The sequence below is a fragment of the Curtobacterium sp. VKM Ac-2852 genome, assembly GCF_013205045.1.
Classification (GTDB): Bacteria; Actinomycetota; Actinomycetes; order Actinomycetales; family Microbacteriaceae; genus Curtobacterium; species Curtobacterium flaccumfaciens.
Genome location: NZ_JABMLI010000001.1, coordinates 223,972 through 241,745, shown reverse-complemented (window position 1 = coordinate 241,745; position 17,774 = coordinate 223,972). Strand labels below are relative to the sequence as shown.

The following is a 17,774-nucleotide window of genomic DNA, read 5'->3' as shown; positions in this document are numbered from 1 at the left end:
AGAGCCGCCCGGGCTGACCCGGACGGCTCTCGCGACGGTGCTGGGACTGATCAGGCCGGCACGTAGTCGAACGTGTCGGGGTCGGGGCCCGTGCGGTGCCCCTTGTCGAGGGCGGTGATGTCCGTCATGTCCTCGTCCGAGAGCTCGAAGTCGAAGATCGCGAAGTTCTCCTCGACGCGGGCGCGGGTGACCGACTTCGGGAACACGATGTCGCCGCGCTGGATGTGCCAGCGGAGGACGACCTGGGCCGGGGACTTGCCGACCGACCCGGCGACGCGGGTGATGGTCTCGTCGTCGAGGACGAGTCCCTGCGCGATCGGGGACCACGCCTCGGTCGCGATGCCGAGCTCGCGGTTCACGGCGCGGAGGTCGTCCTGCACGAGGTAGGGGTGCACCTCGATCTGGTTGACCGACGGCGGGACGTCGGTCTCGGCGCGCAGGCGGTGCAGGTGGTGCGCCTGGAAGTTCGAGACACCGATCGAGCGGGCGGTGCCGGCGTGGTACAGCTCCTCGAGGGCCTTCCACGTCGGGACGAAGTCCGAGACGGTGGGCAGCGGCCAGTGGATGAGGAACAGGTCGGTGTAGCCGCCGAGCAGGTCGGCCGACTTCTTGCCGTTCTCCAGCGCCGCGGCCGGGTCGTGGAAGCCGTTGTTGAGCTTCGAGGTGACGAAGATCTCGGAACGGTCGATGCCGGACTCGGCGATCGCCTCGCCGACCTCCATCTCGTTGCCGTACATCTCGGCGGTGTCGATGTGGCGGTAGCCGACCTCGAGCGCGGCCAGTGTGGCGGCCTTCGTCTCGGAGGGGTCGATCTGGAAGACACCGAAGCCGAGCTGCGGGATGGTCTTGCCGTCGTTCAGGGTGATGTTCGGAACGGTCATGGTGTCATGCAACCAAACGCCCCTCAGCGCCCATTCCGCCAACGCCCAGGAACGGCGACCCCGGGCGTGCCGTTCACGCGAGCGCGGCCGTGATGTACGCCTGCAGGGCCTGCCCGTAGGCGATGGCCGGCACCTCGGACGCGAAGCTGCGGTCGGCCCCGCCGATCGTCGCCGTCACGGTGAAGACCACGCGACCGCCGACCTGCACCCGGGTCAGTCCGATGAACGAGGGCCCGAGGAGTTCGCGGAGCTGGTCCTCGCGGGGCAGCCAGAGCGACTCGGTGGCGGTGACCGAGTCGAGCGCCCACTCGGTGGTGCCGTTGAAGCCGAGGATCGTGCCGGTGGGGGAGTCGTGCCGCTCGACGGTCATCTCCGACACCGTGTAGACGTCGTCGTCGATGCCGGGCTTGTCGATCACGAACCGGTCCCCGGTCTCGGGGTGCCAGCGGAGGCCGGCGTCACGGAGGGACCTGGCGAGTTCGACGGTGATCACGTTCCCACCTTGCCCGCGCGACCCGCCCCTGTCACCACCTAGGTTGCCGAAAGCATCCCGTACTAGCATCGCCGAGCACCCCTCGCGCGAGCGCAACCCGTTCGTGCGCGCGACGTGACGACGCCCGGGCAACCGGTGCCGAGCCTCCAGGCCGTGGGAACCGGCCGTGGGCCGGACCGCCGGTCGGCGTCCCCGACCGAGGCTGACGGACACCCTGCCGCCGAAGAGAAGGACCCGCATGACCCTCGAACGCGAGGAACTCCGCGACGACTGGACAGTGACCCTGGCCGGGGGAACCGGCGCGCCGGACGGTGTCGCGGACCGCACCATCCCGGCGACGGTGCCGGGTCAGGTGCACACCGACCTGGAACGGGAGGGCCTGCTGCCGGACCCGACGTTCCACCTGAACGAGCAGCCCGCCAAGTGGGTCGGCCGCGCCGACTGGGCCTACCGCCGCACGGTCGACGTCGACCCGCGGGGCCACGAGCGCGTCGACCTGGTCTGCGACGGCCTGGACACCGTCGCGGAGCTCAGCCTGGACGGCGTCGTCGTGGGCACGACCCGCAACATGCACCGTCGCTACCGGTTCGACGCCCGGGTGCAGACGGGATCCGGTGGCACCACGAAGGACCTCGAGATCCTGTTCGAGTCGCCCTACCGCGAGGCCGGCCGGATCGCCGCGAAGGCCGGCAGCATGCCCGGTCCGTACGACGAGCCGTTCCCGTACATCCGCAAGATGGCGTCGAACTTCGGCTGGGACTGGGGGCTGACGGCGGTCACGAGCGGCCCCTGGCGGCCGGTCGCGATCGAGCGCTGGTCGACCGCGCGCCTGCGCGAGGTCCGCCCGCTCGTCGACGTCGAGGCCGGCGAGGGCGTGCTCGATGCGCACATCACCGTCGAGCGCTCGGGCATGAACGACCTGGACCAGGACGGCGAGGACGACGACCTCGTGCTCGTCGTCACCGTCAGCGGCGAGACCGAGGACGGCGGCACCACACGCCAGCGGTCCCGCGCGCAGCTGACCCCGAAGGACGACGAGACGGTCGTCACCGTGCGCGTCCCCGAGGCGCGGCGCTGGTGGCCGCGCGGCTACGGCGCGCAGCCGCAGTACGACGTCGTGGTCGAGCTGCAGACCGTCGACGGCGAGGTGCTCGACCGCGACACGTTCCGCACCGGGTTCCGGTCGACCCGCATCGAGACCCAGGTCGACGGCATCGGCCGCCCCTTCGCGGTGCACGTCAACGGCACGCTCATCGACGTCCGGGGCGTCAACTGGATCCCCGACGACGTCATCGTCTCGCGCGTCGACCGTGCCCGGCTCGAGTCCCGGCTGGGTGCCGCGGCCTCGCTCGGCACGAACCTCGTGCGCGTCTGGGGCGGCGGAGTGTACGAATCGCGCGACTTCTACGAGGTCTGCGACGAACTCGGTCTGCTGGTCTGGCAGGACTTCCCGTTCGCGTGTTCGGCCTACCCCGAGGTCGAGCCGATCCGCAGCGAGGTCATCGCCGAGGCACGCGACAACGTCGCCCGACTCGCCCGCCACCCCTCGCTGGTGGTCTGGAACGGCAACAACGAGAACATCTGGCTGCACGACGCCGACGGCTGGGGTGCGGAGCTGGGCGAACGGGGCTGGGGACTCGACTACTACCTCGACCTGCTGCCGACCATCGTCGACGCCGTCGACCCGTCGCGCTTCTACACGGTCGCGTCGCCGTGGTCCGGCTCCGAGTCGCTGCCCGCGAACGAGGTCGACCACGAGACGCACCATTCGTGGGACGTCTGGAATCGGCTGCCCGACACCGCCTACCGCGAGTCGGTGCCCCGGTTCGTGTCCGAGTTCGGCTGGCAGGCGCCGCCCGCCTGGCGCACGCTGCGCGAGGCGGTCACGGACTCGCCGCTCCGGGTCGACTCGCCCGGTGTGGTCCACCACCAGAAGGCCGCCGACGGGATGGCCAAGCTGGCACGCGGACTCGAGCCGCGCTTCGGCGCCGTCGACCCGGCCGCGTTCGACGCGTGGCACTACCTGACGCAGCTCCAGCAGGCCCGGGCGATCGCGACCGGCATCGAGCACTGGCGCACGCACTGGCCGCGCAACACCGGTGTCGTGGTGTGGCAGCTGAACGACCTGTGGCCGGTGTCGTCGTGGTCGGCGATCGACTCGGCAGGGCGGCTGAAGCCGCTGGCGCACGAGCTGCGCCGCCTGTACGACGACGTGCTGCTGACGATCCGTCCGGTGTCGACGGTGTCGGTGACGCCGGGCGCGGCAGGTACCGCGGGTGCGTCGGGTGCGGAGCGGACTGGAGGCACGGATCACCCGGGTGGGTCGCCTGCGGTCGGCGAGACGGCCGACCTGGGCGAGCTCGCGGACACGCTCTCGCTGGGTGTCTCGCCCGGCGCGTTCGGGTCCTCACCGGTCGAGGTGGCCGTCCGGTCGACCCGCACCGGGCACGACAGTGTGGTGAGGGTGCGCCGGATCACCACGGCCGGCACGATCCTGGCCGAGGTGTCACTGCCGGTCCGGTTGTCCGGTGCCGGCGTCGCGGTGGTGTCGCTGCCCGAGTCGGTCGGTGTCGTCGACGACCCGGCGAACGAGCTCATCGTCGCGGACATGGACTGGCGCCGTGCGGTCTGGACCCCCGGCCCCGACGCTGCCATCCGTTGGGAGCCCGCCCGCTACCGGACCTCGTTCGCGGTGGTCGACGGCGGTCTGGACCTGACGGTCGAGGCCGACTCGCTCGTGCGCGACCTGCTGGTGCAGCCGGACCGGGTCGCGGCCGGCGGCACGGTCGACCGTGGGTTCATGACGCTGCTGCCCGGAGAGCGGGTGGTGTTCCGGCTCGGTGGTGTGACCGAAGCGGACGTGCCGGCGCTGCGTGCGGAGCCGGTCCTCTGGAGTCTGGACCGCGCCCTGGCTTGTTGAAATGCAGAACAGCACGGTGATATATTTGACGTTGCGCCGCTCGTTGTCGTGATCTAAGCGACTCCGGCGTCCGATCGACCGCCTCGTCGACCGGTCGACAGGAGGTCTCACATGTCGCTCGCCAGGCGCCCACCTACCGGAGCGGCGCCGACCGTGCTGCACCCGACCGTGCTGCACCCGAGCGGCCCCGTGTGCTCCCCTGCTGGGGTCACCGCGTCGCACCGCACGGTCGCTCCGGCGGGGGCTCGCCGAGGGTTCGTCCCCGCGGTGGCGCTGATCGACCTCGTGCTGCTGCTCGCCGCGTTCGTCATCGCCCACGTCGTGCGGTTCCCCTGGGAGCTCGCGTCCGTCCGGCCGCGCTCCGGGTGGTTCGAGTTCGTCGTGGCCCCCGCCATCGTCGTGGTCTGGATGCTCCTGCTCTCGGCGTTCCGCACCCGCGATCCCCGGATCGCCGGCATCGGCGGCGACGAGTACCGCCGCCTGGTCACCGCGAGCCTCGTCGCGGTCGCCGGTGTCGCGGTCGTGGCGTACGCAGCCCAGCTCGACCTGGCTCGCGGGTACGTCGCGATCGCGTTCCCGTTGGGGCTCGCGTTCCTGGCGCTCGGCCGCAAGGGGGTCCGGACCGTGCTCGCCCGCAGCCGCGCCAGGGGTGAGTACCTGCAGGACGTCCTGATCGTCGGCGACGCCGAGGACGTCCGTTACGTGGGCGCACGGATCGCCGCCGCACCGAGCGCCGGCTACCGAGTGCGTGCCGTCGTGACGGACTGTGCTCCGGTCGGGGCCGAGGTCGACCTGGGGGTGGCCACCGCTCCGGTCGTCGGCGGCATCGAGGACGTGCTCGTGCACGCCCGGGCCGAGGGTGTCTCGGCCGTCGTCGTCGCGGGTGCCGTCCGCGGTGGGCACGCGCGCCTCCGTCGGCTCGGGTGGCAGCTCGAGGAGCACGGCGTCGAGCTCGTCGTGTCCTCTCCCCTGGCCGACATCGCCGCCGGGCGGGTGCACGAGCGCCCCGTGGACGGGTTGCCGCTCATGCACGTCGAGACGCCCGACTACCGCCGCCGCGCGGGCAAGCGGGCACTCGACGTCGTCGGCGCCGCGTTCGGCCTGGTGCTGCTCTCCCCGGTCCTCGCCGTGGTCGCGCTGGCGATCCGCGCCGACGACGGCGGGCCGGTCTTCTTCCGGCAGGTCCGCGTCGGTCGCGGTGGTGCGGAGTTCCCGATCCTGAAGTTCCGGACGATGGGCATCGACGCCGAGGCGCGCATGGCTGGCCTGCGGTCCGAGAACGAGGGCGCCGGTCCGCTGTTCAAGATGAAGGACGACCCGCGGGTGACCCGGGTCGGTGCGTTCCTGCGACGGACCTCGCTCGACGAACTGCCGCAGCTGTGGAACGTGCTCACCGGTTCGATGAGCCTGGTCGGCCCTCGGCCTGCCCTGCCGCGCGAGGTCGCGCTGTACGAGGACTTCGCGGACCGCCGACTCCTCGTGACCCCGGGGATCACGGGCCTGTGGCAGGTCAGCGGCCGATCGGACCTCGACTGGGCCGAAGGGGTCCGGCTCGACCTGCACTACGTCGAGAACTGGTCGTTCCTGCACGACCTCGTGATCCTCGCCCGCACCGTCCCGTCGGTGCTGCGGTCCCGCGGCGCGTACTGAGCGCTGCGCTTCCCTGTACGAACGGTGTCCGTTCCGGGGCCCGGCCTGGGCATCCAGCGGCGGGGGAGTTACGATGGACGCACACGGACTTCCGCCGCGTGGGTCGACGACGATCACCGGACGGCGACCAGTTCCACAACAAGGAGTCATGATGCTCGGAAACCTCGGCGGCATTCACCTGCTGATCATCCTCGGGATCGTCATCCTGCTGTTCGGCGCGACCAAGCTCCCGGCGCTGGCGAAGGGCCTCGGCCAGTCGATCAACATCTTCAAGAAGGAGATGTCCGACGACGAGAAGAAGGCCCAGGCCAACGGCACGGCGCCGGACGGCACGGCGCACAACAGCACCGTCCAGAACGCTCCCGCCGAGCCCGCCGCCGGTCCGGTCCTGAACCCGGGGCCGAGCGCGCAGCCGAACACCGACTCCCGGCGTTAGGACACCCAGCCCCGTCCTGTCGGAAGCCCCCGCGACCACATCGGTCGCGGGGGCTTCGTCGTGCGGGATCGACCGCCGGGCACCCCGTGCCGCAGGATGAGCACATGACCGCTCCCGTTCCCGTTCCGGCCCCCGTGCCGCACGGAGTCGCGCCGCTCCGGGACGACCGGCGGATCGTGCTGGTGGTGGCGATCCTGGCGTCGTTCGTCGTCGGGCTCGACTCGAGCGTCGTGAACGTCGCGCTCCCCGCGATCCGGCAGGAGCTCGGCGGCGGACTCGTCGTGCAGCAGTGGGTCGTCGACGCGTACCTGGTCACCCTCGGCTCGCTCATCCTGGTCGCCGGCAGCCTGTCCGACCTGTTCGGCCGGGTCCGGATCATCACGTGGGGGCTCGTGGTCTTCGGGATCGCGTCCGTGGTGTGCGCCATCGCCCCGACCGGCGAGGTGCTCATCGTCGCGCGGGCGCTGCAGGGCGTCGGCGGGGCACTCGTCATGCCGAGCGCACTCGCCCTCATCGTCGCGGCGTTCCGCGGGGCGGCGCAGGCGAAGGCGATCGGCACGTGGACGGCGTGGTCGAGCGCGGCCACGATCCTCGGCCCCGTGGTCGGCGGGTTGGTGGTCGACGGCATCGGGTGGCGGTGGGTCTTCGTGCTCACCGCGGTACCGATCGCCGTGACGATCCCGCTGGTCCTGCGCATCACCGGCGACGTGCACCCTGCGGTGCGCCCACGCATCGACGTCGTCGGGGCCGTGCTCGCCGTGGTCGGGGTCGGCGGTGTCGTGCTGGGCCTCATCGAACAGGAGCGGCTGGGGTGGGGTGCGCCCGTGGTGGTGGGCGCCCTCGTGCTCGGTGCGGCCGCACTCGTGGCCTTCGTGCCGTGGGAACTGCGGGTGACCCGGACGACGGGGTCGCCGCTCGTCCCGCTCGAGTTGTTCCGGGCGCGGAACTTCACGGTCGGCAACCTTGCGACCCTGTCCATCTACGGCGCGCTCGGCATGGTGTTCTTCGTCGTCACCCTGTTCCTGCAGCAGGTCTGGCGGTTCCCGGCCTGGCTCGCCGGACTCGCGACGCTGCCGCCGACGATCATGCTGCTCGCGCTCTCCACTGCCGTGGGCTCCGCGGCGGGTCGGTTCGGCCCGCGGTGGTTCATGGCCGCCGGGCCGGCGGTGGGGGCGGTCGGGGCGCTCCTGCTGTTGCTCGCCGGCGACGACCCGGCCGGCTACTGGTGGTCGGTGTTCCCCGGGCTGGTGCTGATCGGCGTGGGCATCGCCCTCATGGTCACGCCCCTGACGAGCGCGGTGCTCGGGTCGGTGCCGGAGTCCGAGGCCGGGTCCGGTTCGGCCGTGAACAACGCGGTCGCGCGGATCGCCGGACTCATCACGGTGGCACTGGCCGGTGTGGTGCTCGGCGGCGAGGTGAGCGTCGACGGGCTGCACCGGGCCATGGTGGTGATGGCGCTCCTGCTGGCGGCCGGTGCCGTCGTGAGCGCGGTCGGGATCCGGAATGTCCCCGAGCGCACGTAAGTTGAGTGGAGTAGACTCAACTCCAGGACCACCGCAACGAAAGGACGGAACGCATGGCGAACCTCCAGGGCGCTCCTGACTCGCAAGAACGACAGAAGACCGCCCTCGAGCAGTACGGCATCGACCTCACGGCGATCGCCCGCAGCGGCAAGCTCGACCCCGTGATCGGCCGCGACTCCGAGATCCGGCGCGTCTCCCAGGTGCTCACGCGCCGCACCAAGAACAACCCCGTGCTCATCGGCGAGCCCGGCGTCGGCAAGACCGCCGTCGTCGAGGGGCTCGCGCAGCGCATCGTCGCCGGTGACGTCGCCGACTCCCTCAAGGACAAGCGACTCATCTCGCTCGACATCTCCGCCCTGATCGCCGGCGCCAAGTACCGCGGCGAGTTCGAGGAGCGGCTCAAGGCCGTGCTCAAGGAGATCAACGACTCCGACGGGCAGGTCATCACGTTCATCGACGAGCTGCACACCCTGATGGGTGCCGGGGGCGGCGAGGGCTCCGTCGCGGCGTCGAACATGCTCAAGCCGATGCTCGCCCGTGGTGAGCTCCGGCTCATCGGCGCGACGACCCTCGACGAGTACCGCGAGTACATCGAGAAGGACGCCGCGCTCGAGCGTCGCTTCCAGCAGGTCTACGTGGGTGAGCCCAGCGTCGAGGACGCCGTGGCGATCCTCCGCGGGCTCAAGGAGCGCTACGAGGCACACCACAAGGTGACGATCAACGACTCCGCACTGGTTGCTGCCGCGAGCCTGTCGAACCGGTACATCTCCGGCCGCCAGTTGCCCGACAAGGCCATCGACCTGATCGACGAGGCCGCCAGCCGACTCCGCATGGAGATCGACTCCAGCCCGGTGGAGATCGACGAGCTGAAGCGGAACGTCGACCGTCTGCGGGTCGAGGAGTTCGCGCTCAAGCAGGAGAAGGACGACGCCTCCAAGGCCCGCCTCGAGACCCTGCGCAACGAGCTGCACACGCGCGAGGAACGGCTGGCCGAGCTCGAGCAGCGCTGGCAGGCCGAGCGCGCGAGCCTGAACCGCATCGGTGAGCTCAAGCAGCAGCTCGACGACCTGAACATGCGGTCGCAGCGAGCCCAGCGCGAGGCCGACTACGAACTCGTCTCCCGACTGGAGTACGGCGAGAAGCCCCGCATCGAGGCCGAGCTCGCTGCTGCCGAACAGGCCGAGAGTTCCGACCGGATGGTGAACGACAGTGTCACCGACGAGGACATCGCCGCGGTCATCGCGCAGTGGACGGGCATCCCGCTCGGCCGACTGCTGCAGGGTGAGACCGAGAAGCTCCTGCACCTCGAGAGCGAGCTCGGCCGCCGCATCATCGGGCAGCGCACCGCCGTGACCACCGTGTCCGAGGCCGTCCGTCGCACCCGCGCCGGCATCTCCGACCCGGACCGCCCGACCGGTTCGTTCCTGTTCCTCGGCCCGACCGGCGTCGGCAAGACCGAGCTGGCCAAGGCGCTCGCCGAGTTCCTGTTCGACGACGAGAAGGCACTCGTCCGCATCGACATGAGCGAGTACGGCGAGAAGCACTCCGTGGCCCGCCTGATCGGTGCCCCGCCCGGGTACGTCGGGTACGAGGCCGGTGGACAGCTCACCGAGGCGGTCCGCCGCCGTCCGTACTCGGTGATCCTGCTCGACGAGATCGAGAAGGCCCACCCCGAGGTGTTCGACGTGCTGCTGCAGGTGCTCGACGACGGGCGACTGACCGACGGCCAGGGGCGCACGGTCGACTTCCGGAACACGATCCTGGTGCTGACGTCGAACCTGGGGTCGCAGTTCATGACCGACCTGTCCCTGAGCGACGTGCAGCGGGAAGAGGCGGTCCGTGAGCTCGTGCAGCAGGCGTTCCGACCGGAGTTCATCAACCGTCTCGACGACATCGTGGTGTTCCAGGCCCTGACGGCCGACGACCTCGGGCAGATCGTGTCGCTCTACGTCGACCGGCTGGCCCGCCGTCTGACCGACCGCCGGCTCGAGCTCGCCGTCACCCCCGAGGCGCGCGGCTGGCTCGCGGAGCGCGGGTACGACCCGCTGTACGGCGCGCGGCCGCTGCGTCGCCTGATGCAGCGACAGATCGACGACCGGTTGGCACGCGCCATCCTTTCCGGTGACGTCCGCGACGGCGACACGGTGCGGGTGGACGTCGCGGCGGACGGCGACGGCCTGACGGTCGAGCCCTTCGAGCTGGCCGAGATCGTCGAGGAGTAGTCCACCAAGACGGACGGGAGGCCCGTCACCGGTTCCTGGGACCGGTGACGGGCCGCTCGTCTACCGTCCACGGCATGCCTGAGATCCGCGCGATCCGTCGCCTCACCGACGCCGTCGAGCACGCGAGCGTGCTCGACAAGGCCGTCGACATCGACCGTGCCGTCGTGAACGCCCTCGCCAAGCCGAAGGCCCTGCGCCAGCTGCTGCACGGCGTGCCGTTCGGTCACCCGATCCACCCGCTCATGGTCCAGGTGCCCCTCGGCGCCTGGATCTCCGCCGCGGTGCTCGACCTGCTCGGCGGGAAGGGCAACGCGAAGGCCGCCAAGACCCTGGTCGGCGTCGGGGTCGTCTCGGCGAGCAGCGCCTCGGTCGCCGGCTACGTCGACTGGTCCGAGCTGAACCGCGAGCAGCTCCGCACCGGATGGGTGCACCAGGCCGTGAACTGGACCGGCCTGTCGTTGTACGGGCTGTCGTGGCTGCAGCGGAAGCGCGGCAACCACGGCGCCGGCAAGCTGCTCGGCTTCGCGGGTCTCGCCGTCGTCAGTGTCGGCGGGTACCTCGGTGGGCACCTGTCCTACCGACAGCGTGCCGGCGTCAGCGAACACGGCGAGGTGCCGTTCGACGCCTGATCCACTTCACAGGTTTGGCAAAGGTACGTCACGTGTGATGTATCGATGCGCGTACTCGTGGTGGACGACGAACGGGCCCTCGCCGACCTGGTCGCGACGGGCCTGACCCGACAGGACATGGCGGTGGACGTCGCCTACCGCGGCGACGACGCCGACGAGCTGCTGGCGGTGCACGACTACGACGTCGTCGTGCTCGACCGTGACGTCCCCGGGCTGCACGGCGACGAGGTCGCACGGCGGCTCACCGCGCGCGGCGCACTCACGCGGATCCTCCTGCTCACCGCCGCGACGACGTTGAGCGACCGTGTGCACGGGCTCGAGCTCGGTGCCGACGACTACCTGACCAAGCCGTTCGAGTACCCGGAACTCGTCGCCCGGGTGCGCGCGCTCGGTCGACGGAGCGTCGCACCCGTCGCCCCGGTGCTCGAGCGCGCGGGTTTCGTCGTCGACACGAACCGGCGGATGGCCACGCGCGACGGACGGCCGCTCGACCTGACCTCGAAGGAACTCGGGGTGCTCGAGACCCTGCTCCGTGCGGGCGGTCGGATCGTCTCCGCCGAGCACCTGCTCGAGAAGGTCTGGGACGTGAACACCGACCCCTTCACCGCCGCGGTCCGCGTGACGATGTCGAAGCTCCGCCGGAAGCTCGGGGACCCGGACCCGATCCGGACCGTGCCCGGTCAGGGTTACTCGCTGTGAGTCGGGGGGCCCGGGGCTGGAGCATCCGGACCCGGACGGCCTTGACGTTCGCGCTCGCGGCCATGGCACTGGCGACCGGGGTCGTCCTCTTCACGAACACGATGTCGCTGGCCGGTGTCGGTGCCGGCCTCGACACCGCGGCCGTCCAACGGCCGCCGTCCGGATCGCCGGGTGCCACGACCGCTCCAGAACCGATCGAGGTGGACGGAGACGATGGCGGTGCGGTGGCGGTGATCCGGCTCGTGGCCGTGCAGCAGTGGCAGTGGTCCGCGATCGGGATCGCGGGCGCCGGGCTCGCGGCCGGGGGCATCGGCTGGCTCGTCAGCCGCCGGGTCCTCCGGCCCATCGACCGGATCACCGCGACCACGAACCGCATCTCGGCGTCGAACCTGCACGAGCGCATCGCGCTGGACGGTCCGGACGACGAGCTCCGGCGCCTCTCGCGCACCGTCGACGATCTGTTGGCCCGCCTGGAGACCGCGTTCGAGAGCCAGCGTCGGTTCGTCGCCCAGGCGTCACACGAACTCCGGACGCCCCTCGCGGTGCAGCGCGCGGCGGTGCAGATCGGTCTGCACGACGACGCCGCCCCCGCGGACGTCCGAGCGGTCCGGGCGGAGCTGCTGGAGCAGAACCGCCGGACCGAACGGTTGGTCGAGTCGTTGCTCGTGCTCGCCGAGGCCGATCGCGGCCTGGCGGGTGCGACGCGCGCGGTCGACCTCGACGAGGTGACCGCCGAGGTCGTCGCGGGGGCGGCCCGGGACGCGGCCGAGGCGGAGGTGACGCTGACCCATGAGCGCCGCACCGGGCCTCCCGGCCTGGTCGCACCGGGGGAGCCGACGCTGCTTCGGCAGCTGCTCGGCAACCTGGTCGGCAACGCCGTCGAGTACAACGAACCCGGCGGCGCCGTCCTGGTGACCACGGAGCCGGACGGGTTCGTCGTCGAGAACGATGGGCCGGTGGTCCCGGCGGACGAGGCGGCGTTGCTCGTCGAGCCGTTCCGTCGCGGCGGGGCGGACGCCGGACGCCGGCAGCACAGCGGCCTGGGTCTGTCGATCGTGGCCGCTATCGTGCACGCCCACGGGTGGCAGCTGTCGATCACCGCACGGCCGACGGGTGGGCTGCTCGTCCGGGTCCGTGTTTCGCCGGTGCAACCCGACGTGCACGCGGGGCGAAACAGCCCGTCCGCTGTGCTGGGGGTATGAACCACACCACGATGACGACCACCCGTCGCACCCGGTCCCTGATGAGCGCGGCCGCGGCCGCCGTCCTGCTGCCCCTGCTGCTGGTCGGCTGCTCGGACACGGCATCGGACGACGACACGACGACAGCAGCCGGGGGTGCGGCGCCCGGCGTCGCCCTGGCCGAGTGCATGCGCGACCGCGGCTACGACATGCCCGACCCCGGCACGGGGGGCGGGTCGATGCAGCTCAGTGCACCCGACGGTGTCGATCCCGAGCAGTACCAGGAGGACCTCAAGGGCTGCCTCGACGACTCCGCAGCGGCCGGCGACGCGCAGGCCGCGCAGCCGATGCCGGGCAGCGAGGAGATCGCCCGGAAGACCGCGGAGTGCCTGCGGGAGCAGGGGTTCCCGGACTATCCGGACGGCCAGGACGCGCAGATGCGGTTCCAGCCGGACGACCAACAGGCGTTCGACGATGCCGCCGGGCCGTGCACCGATGCGGCGTTCGAGGCCGTCCAGGGCGGAGCCGGGTCGTGAGCCAACGGCGCGCCCGCCGCCGGACGATCGTGTCGGTGTGCCTCGTCGCGGCGGTGGCCGCGGGGGCCGGGACGTGGGTCCTCGCCACGGTGCCGAACGGTCCGGGAGCCTCGGCGAGCAGCGGGTCGCGCGGCGACACCACGCCGACCGGAGCCACCGCCAAGGTCACGCGCGGCGACCTGACCGACTCGAAGGTGTTCGCCGGGACGCTCGGGTACGGCGCGGCCACGGGGGTTCCCGGTGCCGCCGCCGGCACGATCACCTGGCTGCCCCGCGCCGGCGACGTCATCGAACGCGACGGGGCCCTGTACGCCGTCGACGAGCGGGACGTCCGGTCGATGTACGGCACCGTGCCGCTCTGGCGTGACCTGGAACGGGGGCTGCAGGGCGCCGACGTGCGGCAGCTCAACGAGAACCTGGCCGCGCTCGGGTACGACGTGTCCGTGGACGACCGGTTCGGTCCACGCACCGAGCGAGCCGTCAGGCAGTGGCAGCAGGACCGCGGACACGAGGTGACCGCGGTGCTGACGGCGGACGACGTCGCCTTCGTCGACGGTGCGGTCCGGGTCGCCTCGGTCGACGGTCGGCTCGGGGAGTGGATCGCCGGCGGAGCGGGGGCGGGTGCGGGTGGCGCAGGTGCAGCGGCCGGCGCGGGTGCGGTGGCCGACGTCCTGCAGGTCACGAGCACCCGGCGCGTCGTCGCGGCGACCGTGCCCCAGCGCGACGCCGAGCGGCTCGCGGTCGGCACCGACGTCGAGGTCCGGGTGAACGGCGCCGGGGCAGCCATGCCCGGTTCCGTCGTCGACGTGCAGCCGACGACGAGCGAGGACGGCGGGACGTCCGTCGACGTCTCCGTGTCGTTCGACCCGGGGAAGCGCACGCTGCCCGACGCGGCGTCCGCGCAGGTCGACGCGAAGGGCACCACCGAGCACGACGTCCTGTCCGTGCCGGTGGCCGCACTCGTCGCGGGTGCCGGTGGCCGGTACGCCGTCGACGTCGTGCAGCGGGACGGCACGACGGAGCGGGTCCGGGTCGAGCCCGGCTTCAGCGCGGACGGACGGATCGCGGTCACGGGTGACCTGGCCGCAGGCGACCGCGTGGTGGTGCCCGGATGAGTGCCGCCGTGCTGTCGCTCCGTGACGTCACGAAGACCTACGGCGACGTCGGAGCTCTGCGCGGGGTGTCGCTCGAGGTCACCGCGGGCGAACTCGTCGTGGTCGTCGGCCCGTCGGGGTCGGGTAAGTCGACGATGCTCAACGTCGTCGGGACCCTCGACCGTCCCACGTCCGGCACGGTGACGATCGCCGGCAACGACGTCGCGACGATGTCCGACGACGCCCTGTCCGGACTCCGTGCCGACCACATCGGGTTCGTCTTCCAGCACTTCCACCTGCAGGCCGGCGCGACCGCCACCGAGAACGTCGCCGACGGCCTGCTCTACCAGGGCGTGCCCCGGCGCGAGCGGCACCGACTGGCAGCCGAGGCCCTGGGCCGGGTGGGCCTGGCGCACCGGGTGGACCACCGACCGCACCAGCTCTCCGGTGGGGAGCGCCAACGCGTCGCCATCGCGCGGGCCGTCGTGGGTGACCCGACGATCCTGCTCGCCGACGAACCGACGGGTGCGCTCGACACGGCATCCGGTGCCGCGGTGGTCGAGCTCCTGCGCGAGCTCAACGCGGCGGGCACGACGGTCGTGGTCATCACGCACGACCTCGACCTGGCGGCGTCGCTGCCCCGGCAGGTCCGGATGCGCGACGGCCGGATCGAGCACGAGGTCACGCCGGTCGTCGACGAGGTCGCCCGATGAGCCGGCGTCGGTCCGTGGGGGCGGTCGACCTGCTCCGCCTCGGCGTCTTCGGGTTGCGGACCCGTCCGGGTCGCGTCGTGCTGTCGGCGCTCGGCATCGCGATCGGCATCGCGGCGATGCTCGCGGTCGTCGGGATCTCGTCGTCGAGCAAGGCGAAGGTCGACCAGGTGCTCGACACGCTCGGTACGAACGTGCTCACCCTCACCCAGGCGCAGGGCCTCGGCGAACCGGTCCCGTTGCCGTCCACCGCACTCGAGTCGGTGCTGCGGCAGGACGACGTCGAGTCGGCCGCGGCCGTCGGCACCGTGCCCGACACCGGTGTGTACCGGAACGACCACGTCCCGGCGCCCGAGACGAAGGGCCTCGGGGTGCTCGCCGCGTGGGGCGACGTGCCACGGATCCTCGGCGGCCAGCTCGCAGCCGGGCGGTGGATCGACGACGCCGCCGGGGCGCCGCCGCAGGTCGTGCTGGGGGCACGGGCGGCCGCGGTACTCGGCACGGAGGACCTGCGGCCGGACAGCCGGGTCTGGATCGGTGGACAGTGGGTGCAGGTGGTCGGGGTGCTCCAGCCCGTCGCGCTCGCCGAGGACCTCGACTCGCGGGTGTTCGTGCCCCGCGGGTTCGCCGGGCAGCTGGGCTTCGACGGGGCTCCGACCGCGGTCTACACGCGCGTCGACCCGGCGCACGTCGAACGGTCGAGGGACCTGCTCGCCGGTGCGGTCCGACCCGGGGCACCGCAGGACGTCGGCGTGACACGGCCGTCGGACGCGTTGGCCGCGAAGGACGCCACGGACGACTCCTTCACCGGGCTGCTGGTCGGCATCGGCGGGGTGGCGCTGCTCGTCGGTGGCATCGGGGTGGCGAACACGATGGTGATCACCGTCCTGGAACGCCGCGCCGAGGTGGGCGTCCGTCGCGCGCTGGGGGCCCGTCGTCGGAACATCCGCGACCAGTTCCTGGTCGAGTCGTTGCTGCTGTCGTTCCTCGGTGGGCTGGCCGGCGTCGTGCTCGGTGTCGCGGTGACGGTCGTCTTCGCCGTCACGCAGGGCTGGCCGGTCGCACTGCCGGTCTGGGCCGTCGTCGGGGGACTCGGTGCCACGGTCGTCATCGGCGGGGTCTCCGGGCTCTACCCGGCGGCACGCGCGGCGAGGATCCCGCCGACGTCCGCCCTGGCGGCCGTCTGACGCGTGCGGTGGACGCGCGCTCTGGAGGCCCGGTGCCGGTCCGGCGGACCGGCACCGGGCCTCCAGGCGGTCGCTTCCCCACACCGGACGCGAGTCGCAGATCATGCCTGGTCATGACCACCTGGTCAAGCATCTGCGTCGATCTGTTCGACATCCGTGACGCCCCGGAAACACGCGGATCGAAAGCGGTCACAGGGACCGATCCAACGGTTGACAAGGGGCCGTGCAGGGTCTTCTATTGCGAATACGCAACGTCCTTTCATAAAGGTCGGACCAAGGGAGTCATCGTGACACGAACGCGTTTCGCCGCACTCGGTGCGCTCGCCCTCGCAGGCGCGCTCGCCCTCACCGGGTGCTCCGCCGGGAGCAACGCCGCTTCCGACGGCGGCACGAAGTCCATCGGCACACCCGATGGCAAGGGCAAGACCATCACCGTCTGGATGATGAACGGCGACCTGAGCGACAAGGTGCTCGACGCCGCCGGCAAGCAGTTCACCGCCGACACCGGGGCGAAGGTGAAGATCCAGACCCAGCAGTGGGACGGCATCACCACCAAGCTCACCACGGCGCTCGCGCAGAGCGACGCCCCCGACGTCGTCGACCTCGGCAACACGCAGGTGCCGGTCTACGCGGCCGCCGGCGGGTTGACCGACCTGACGCCGTACCGCGACGAGCTCAAGGACGGCCAGACCTGGCTCACCGGGCTCGAGGGCCCCGCCACCGTCGACGGCAAGCTCTACGGGGCACCGCTGTTCGCCGGCAACCGGGCCGTGGTCTACGACAAGAAGGTCTGGAAGGACGCCGGCGTGACCGACGTGCCGACCACCTACGACGAGCTCACCGCCGACCTCGACAAGGTCAAGGCCGCCAACCCGGCCAGCGACTTCTCCGCCTTCTACATGCCCGGGCAGTACTGGTACAGCGGGCTGCAGTGGGTCTGGGACGCCGGCGGCGAGATCGCGACGGACAAGGACGGCAAGTGGACCGGCACGCTCGACTCCGCGGACGCGGTCGAGGGGCTGACCGCCTGGAAGGACTTCCAGAACGCGTACTCGGCGAAGTCCACCCAGGACATCAACACCGACAAGCCCTCGCAGAGCGACGTCTTCGCACAGGGGAACACCTCGGCGTTCCTCGGGTCCGCCTGGGAGATCGGCTCGATCACCACGGCGAAGCCGGAGCTCGCCGACCGCATCGGCACGTTCCCGATGCCGTCGTCCACGGCGGGGAAGACGCAGCCGGTGTTCCTCGGCGGCTCCGACCTGGGGATCCCGGCCAAGGCGAAGAACCAGGCGCTCGCGCTGTACTACCTGAAGATCCTGACCTCGAAGGAGTTCCAGCAGGACCAGGTGTTCGGGGTCGACGGCTGGGAGCCGAACTCCACCGAGCTGCTCGACGCGGTCGCCGGCGACGTCGACGAGCTGCACAAGCCCTACTTCGAGGCGGCCGGCACGAGCCGACCGACCCCGGCCACCCCGGGCTGGGCCACCATCGAGGGCGACGCCTCGTTCCAGTCGATGTTCGCCGACGTCGCCACCGGCCGGAAGTCGCCGGAACAGGCAGCCGAGGGCTTCTCGAAGCACCTCACGACCGCGCTGAACGCGCAGCCGTAG

Annotated in this window: 15 protein-coding genes; 13 read left to right on the top strand and 2 right to left on the bottom strand. The window is 71.5% G+C overall.

The annotated features are described in order from the left end of the window. Nucleotides 1-50: 50 nt before the first annotated feature. Nucleotides 51-881, bottom strand: a complete 831-nt coding sequence (locus tag HQQ79_RS01150) for an aldo/keto reductase (RefSeq protein WP_173032227.1) — start codon at nucleotides 879-881, stop codon at nucleotides 51-53. 73 nt (nucleotides 882-954) lie between these two features. Beyond that, a complete protein-coding gene (locus HQQ79_RS01145; protein ID WP_027464885.1) occupies nucleotides 955-1,374 on the bottom strand; it encodes a hypothetical protein in 420 nt (139 codons plus the stop codon). A gap of 238 nt (nucleotides 1,375-1,612) precedes the next feature. Between HQQ79_RS01145 and HQQ79_RS01140 the strand changes: the two genes are divergently transcribed. The 13 genes from HQQ79_RS01140 to HQQ79_RS01080 all read left to right on the top strand — a co-directional run bounded on the left by HQQ79_RS01140 (nucleotide 1,613) and on the right by HQQ79_RS01080 (nucleotide 17,774). After that, nucleotides 1,613-4,294 (top strand): glycoside hydrolase family 2 protein, encoded by a 2,682-nt coding sequence (locus tag HQQ79_RS01140; RefSeq protein WP_173032226.1) that lies wholly within the window; start codon nucleotides 1,613-1,615, stop codon nucleotides 4,292-4,294. A gap of 153 nt (nucleotides 4,295-4,447) precedes the next feature. Then, nucleotides 4,448-5,944, top strand: a complete 1,497-nt coding sequence (locus tag HQQ79_RS01135) for a sugar transferase (protein ID WP_173032225.1) — start codon at nucleotides 4,448-4,450, stop codon at nucleotides 5,942-5,944. Nucleotides 5,945-6,095: 151 nt separating this feature from the next. Beyond that, the gene (tatA, locus tag HQQ79_RS01130; protein ID WP_173032224.1) at nucleotides 6,096-6,380 is read left to right on the top strand and encodes a twin-arginine translocase TatA/TatE family subunit; all 285 of its coding nucleotides are present in this window, start codon (nucleotides 6,096-6,098) and stop codon (nucleotides 6,378-6,380) included. A gap of 104 nt (nucleotides 6,381-6,484) precedes the next feature. Next, nucleotides 6,485-7,903, top strand: coding sequence for an MFS transporter (locus tag HQQ79_RS01125; RefSeq protein ID WP_173032223.1), 1,419 nt, complete (start codon nucleotides 6,485-6,487; stop codon nucleotides 7,901-7,903). 53 nt (nucleotides 7,904-7,956) lie between these two features. Further along, nucleotides 7,957-10,125, top strand: coding sequence for an ATP-dependent Clp protease ATP-binding subunit (locus HQQ79_RS01120; protein ID WP_173032222.1), 2,169 nt, complete (start codon nucleotides 7,957-7,959; stop codon nucleotides 10,123-10,125). Between the two features lie 74 nt (nucleotides 10,126-10,199). After that, a complete protein-coding gene (locus tag HQQ79_RS01115) occupies nucleotides 10,200-10,754 on the top strand; it encodes a DUF2231 domain-containing protein (protein WP_051596580.1) in 555 nt (184 codons plus the stop codon). A gap of 45 nt (nucleotides 10,755-10,799) precedes the next feature. Beyond that, complete coding sequence (locus HQQ79_RS01110) at nucleotides 10,800-11,453, top strand: response regulator transcription factor (protein WP_173032221.1); 654 nt, start codon at nucleotides 10,800-10,802, stop codon at nucleotides 11,451-11,453. Nucleotides 11,454-11,494: 41 nt separating this feature from the next. Beyond that, nucleotides 11,495-12,655 (top strand): HAMP domain-containing sensor histidine kinase, encoded by a 1,161-nt coding sequence (locus HQQ79_RS01105; protein WP_173032220.1) that lies wholly within the window; start codon nucleotides 11,495-11,497, stop codon nucleotides 12,653-12,655. Beyond that, on the top strand, nucleotides 12,652-13,170 hold the full coding sequence (locus HQQ79_RS01100; RefSeq protein WP_173032219.1) for a hypothetical protein: 519 nt from the start codon (nucleotides 12,652-12,654) through the stop codon (nucleotides 13,168-13,170). The genes HQQ79_RS01105 and HQQ79_RS01100 overlap by 4 nt, the downstream gene beginning before the upstream one ends. After that, nucleotides 13,167-14,285, top strand: coding sequence for a peptidoglycan-binding protein (locus HQQ79_RS01095; RefSeq protein WP_173032218.1), 1,119 nt, complete (start codon nucleotides 13,167-13,169; stop codon nucleotides 14,283-14,285). The genes HQQ79_RS01100 and HQQ79_RS01095 overlap by 4 nt, the downstream gene beginning before the upstream one ends. Beyond that, a complete protein-coding gene (locus HQQ79_RS01090) occupies nucleotides 14,282-14,977 on the top strand; it encodes an ABC transporter ATP-binding protein (protein ID WP_173032217.1) in 696 nt (231 codons plus the stop codon). Before HQQ79_RS01095 ends, HQQ79_RS01090 begins: the two co-directional genes overlap by 4 nt. Continuing rightward, nucleotides 14,974-16,161: an ABC transporter permease gene (locus HQQ79_RS01085; RefSeq protein WP_173032216.1), complete on the top strand. Its 1,188-nt coding sequence runs from the start codon at nucleotides 14,974-14,976 to the stop codon at nucleotides 16,159-16,161. Before HQQ79_RS01090 ends, HQQ79_RS01085 begins: the two co-directional genes overlap by 4 nt. A 287-nt stretch (nucleotides 16,162-16,448) precedes the next feature. After that, entirely contained in the window at nucleotides 16,449-17,774 is a 1,326-nt protein-coding gene (locus tag HQQ79_RS01080) for a sugar ABC transporter substrate-binding protein (RefSeq protein ID WP_216852141.1), read from the top strand.

Excerpts from the sequence above, each read along its gene's own strand:
- HQQ79_RS01150 (WP_173032227.1), bottom strand. The coding sequence starts at position 881 with ATGACCGTTCCGAACATCACCCTGAACGACGGCAAGACCATCCCGCAG.
- HQQ79_RS01115 (WP_051596580.1), top strand. The coding sequence starts at position 10,200 with ATGCCTGAGATCCGCGCGATCCGTCGCCTCACCGACGCCGTCGAGCAC.
- tatA (WP_173032224.1), top strand. The coding sequence starts at position 6,096 with ATGCTCGGAAACCTCGGCGGCATTCACCTGCTGATCATCCTCGGGATC.
- HQQ79_RS01085 (WP_173032216.1), top strand. The coding sequence starts at position 14,974 with ATGAGCCGGCGTCGGTCCGTGGGGGCGGTCGACCTGCTCCGCCTCGGC.
- HQQ79_RS01110 (WP_173032221.1), top strand. The coding sequence starts at position 10,800 with ATGCGCGTACTCGTGGTGGACGACGAACGGGCCCTCGCCGACCTGGTC.
- HQQ79_RS01140 (WP_173032226.1), top strand. The coding sequence starts at position 1,613 with ATGACCCTCGAACGCGAGGAACTCCGCGACGACTGGACAGTGACCCTG.
- HQQ79_RS01120 (WP_173032222.1), top strand. The coding sequence starts at position 7,957 with ATGGCGAACCTCCAGGGCGCTCCTGACTCGCAAGAACGACAGAAGACC.
- HQQ79_RS01100 (WP_173032219.1), top strand. The coding sequence starts at position 12,652 with ATGAACCACACCACGATGACGACCACCCGTCGCACCCGGTCCCTGATG.
- HQQ79_RS01125 (WP_173032223.1), top strand. The coding sequence starts at position 6,485 with ATGACCGCTCCCGTTCCCGTTCCGGCCCCCGTGCCGCACGGAGTCGCG.
- HQQ79_RS01090 (WP_173032217.1), top strand. The coding sequence starts at position 14,282 with ATGAGTGCCGCCGTGCTGTCGCTCCGTGACGTCACGAAGACCTACGGC.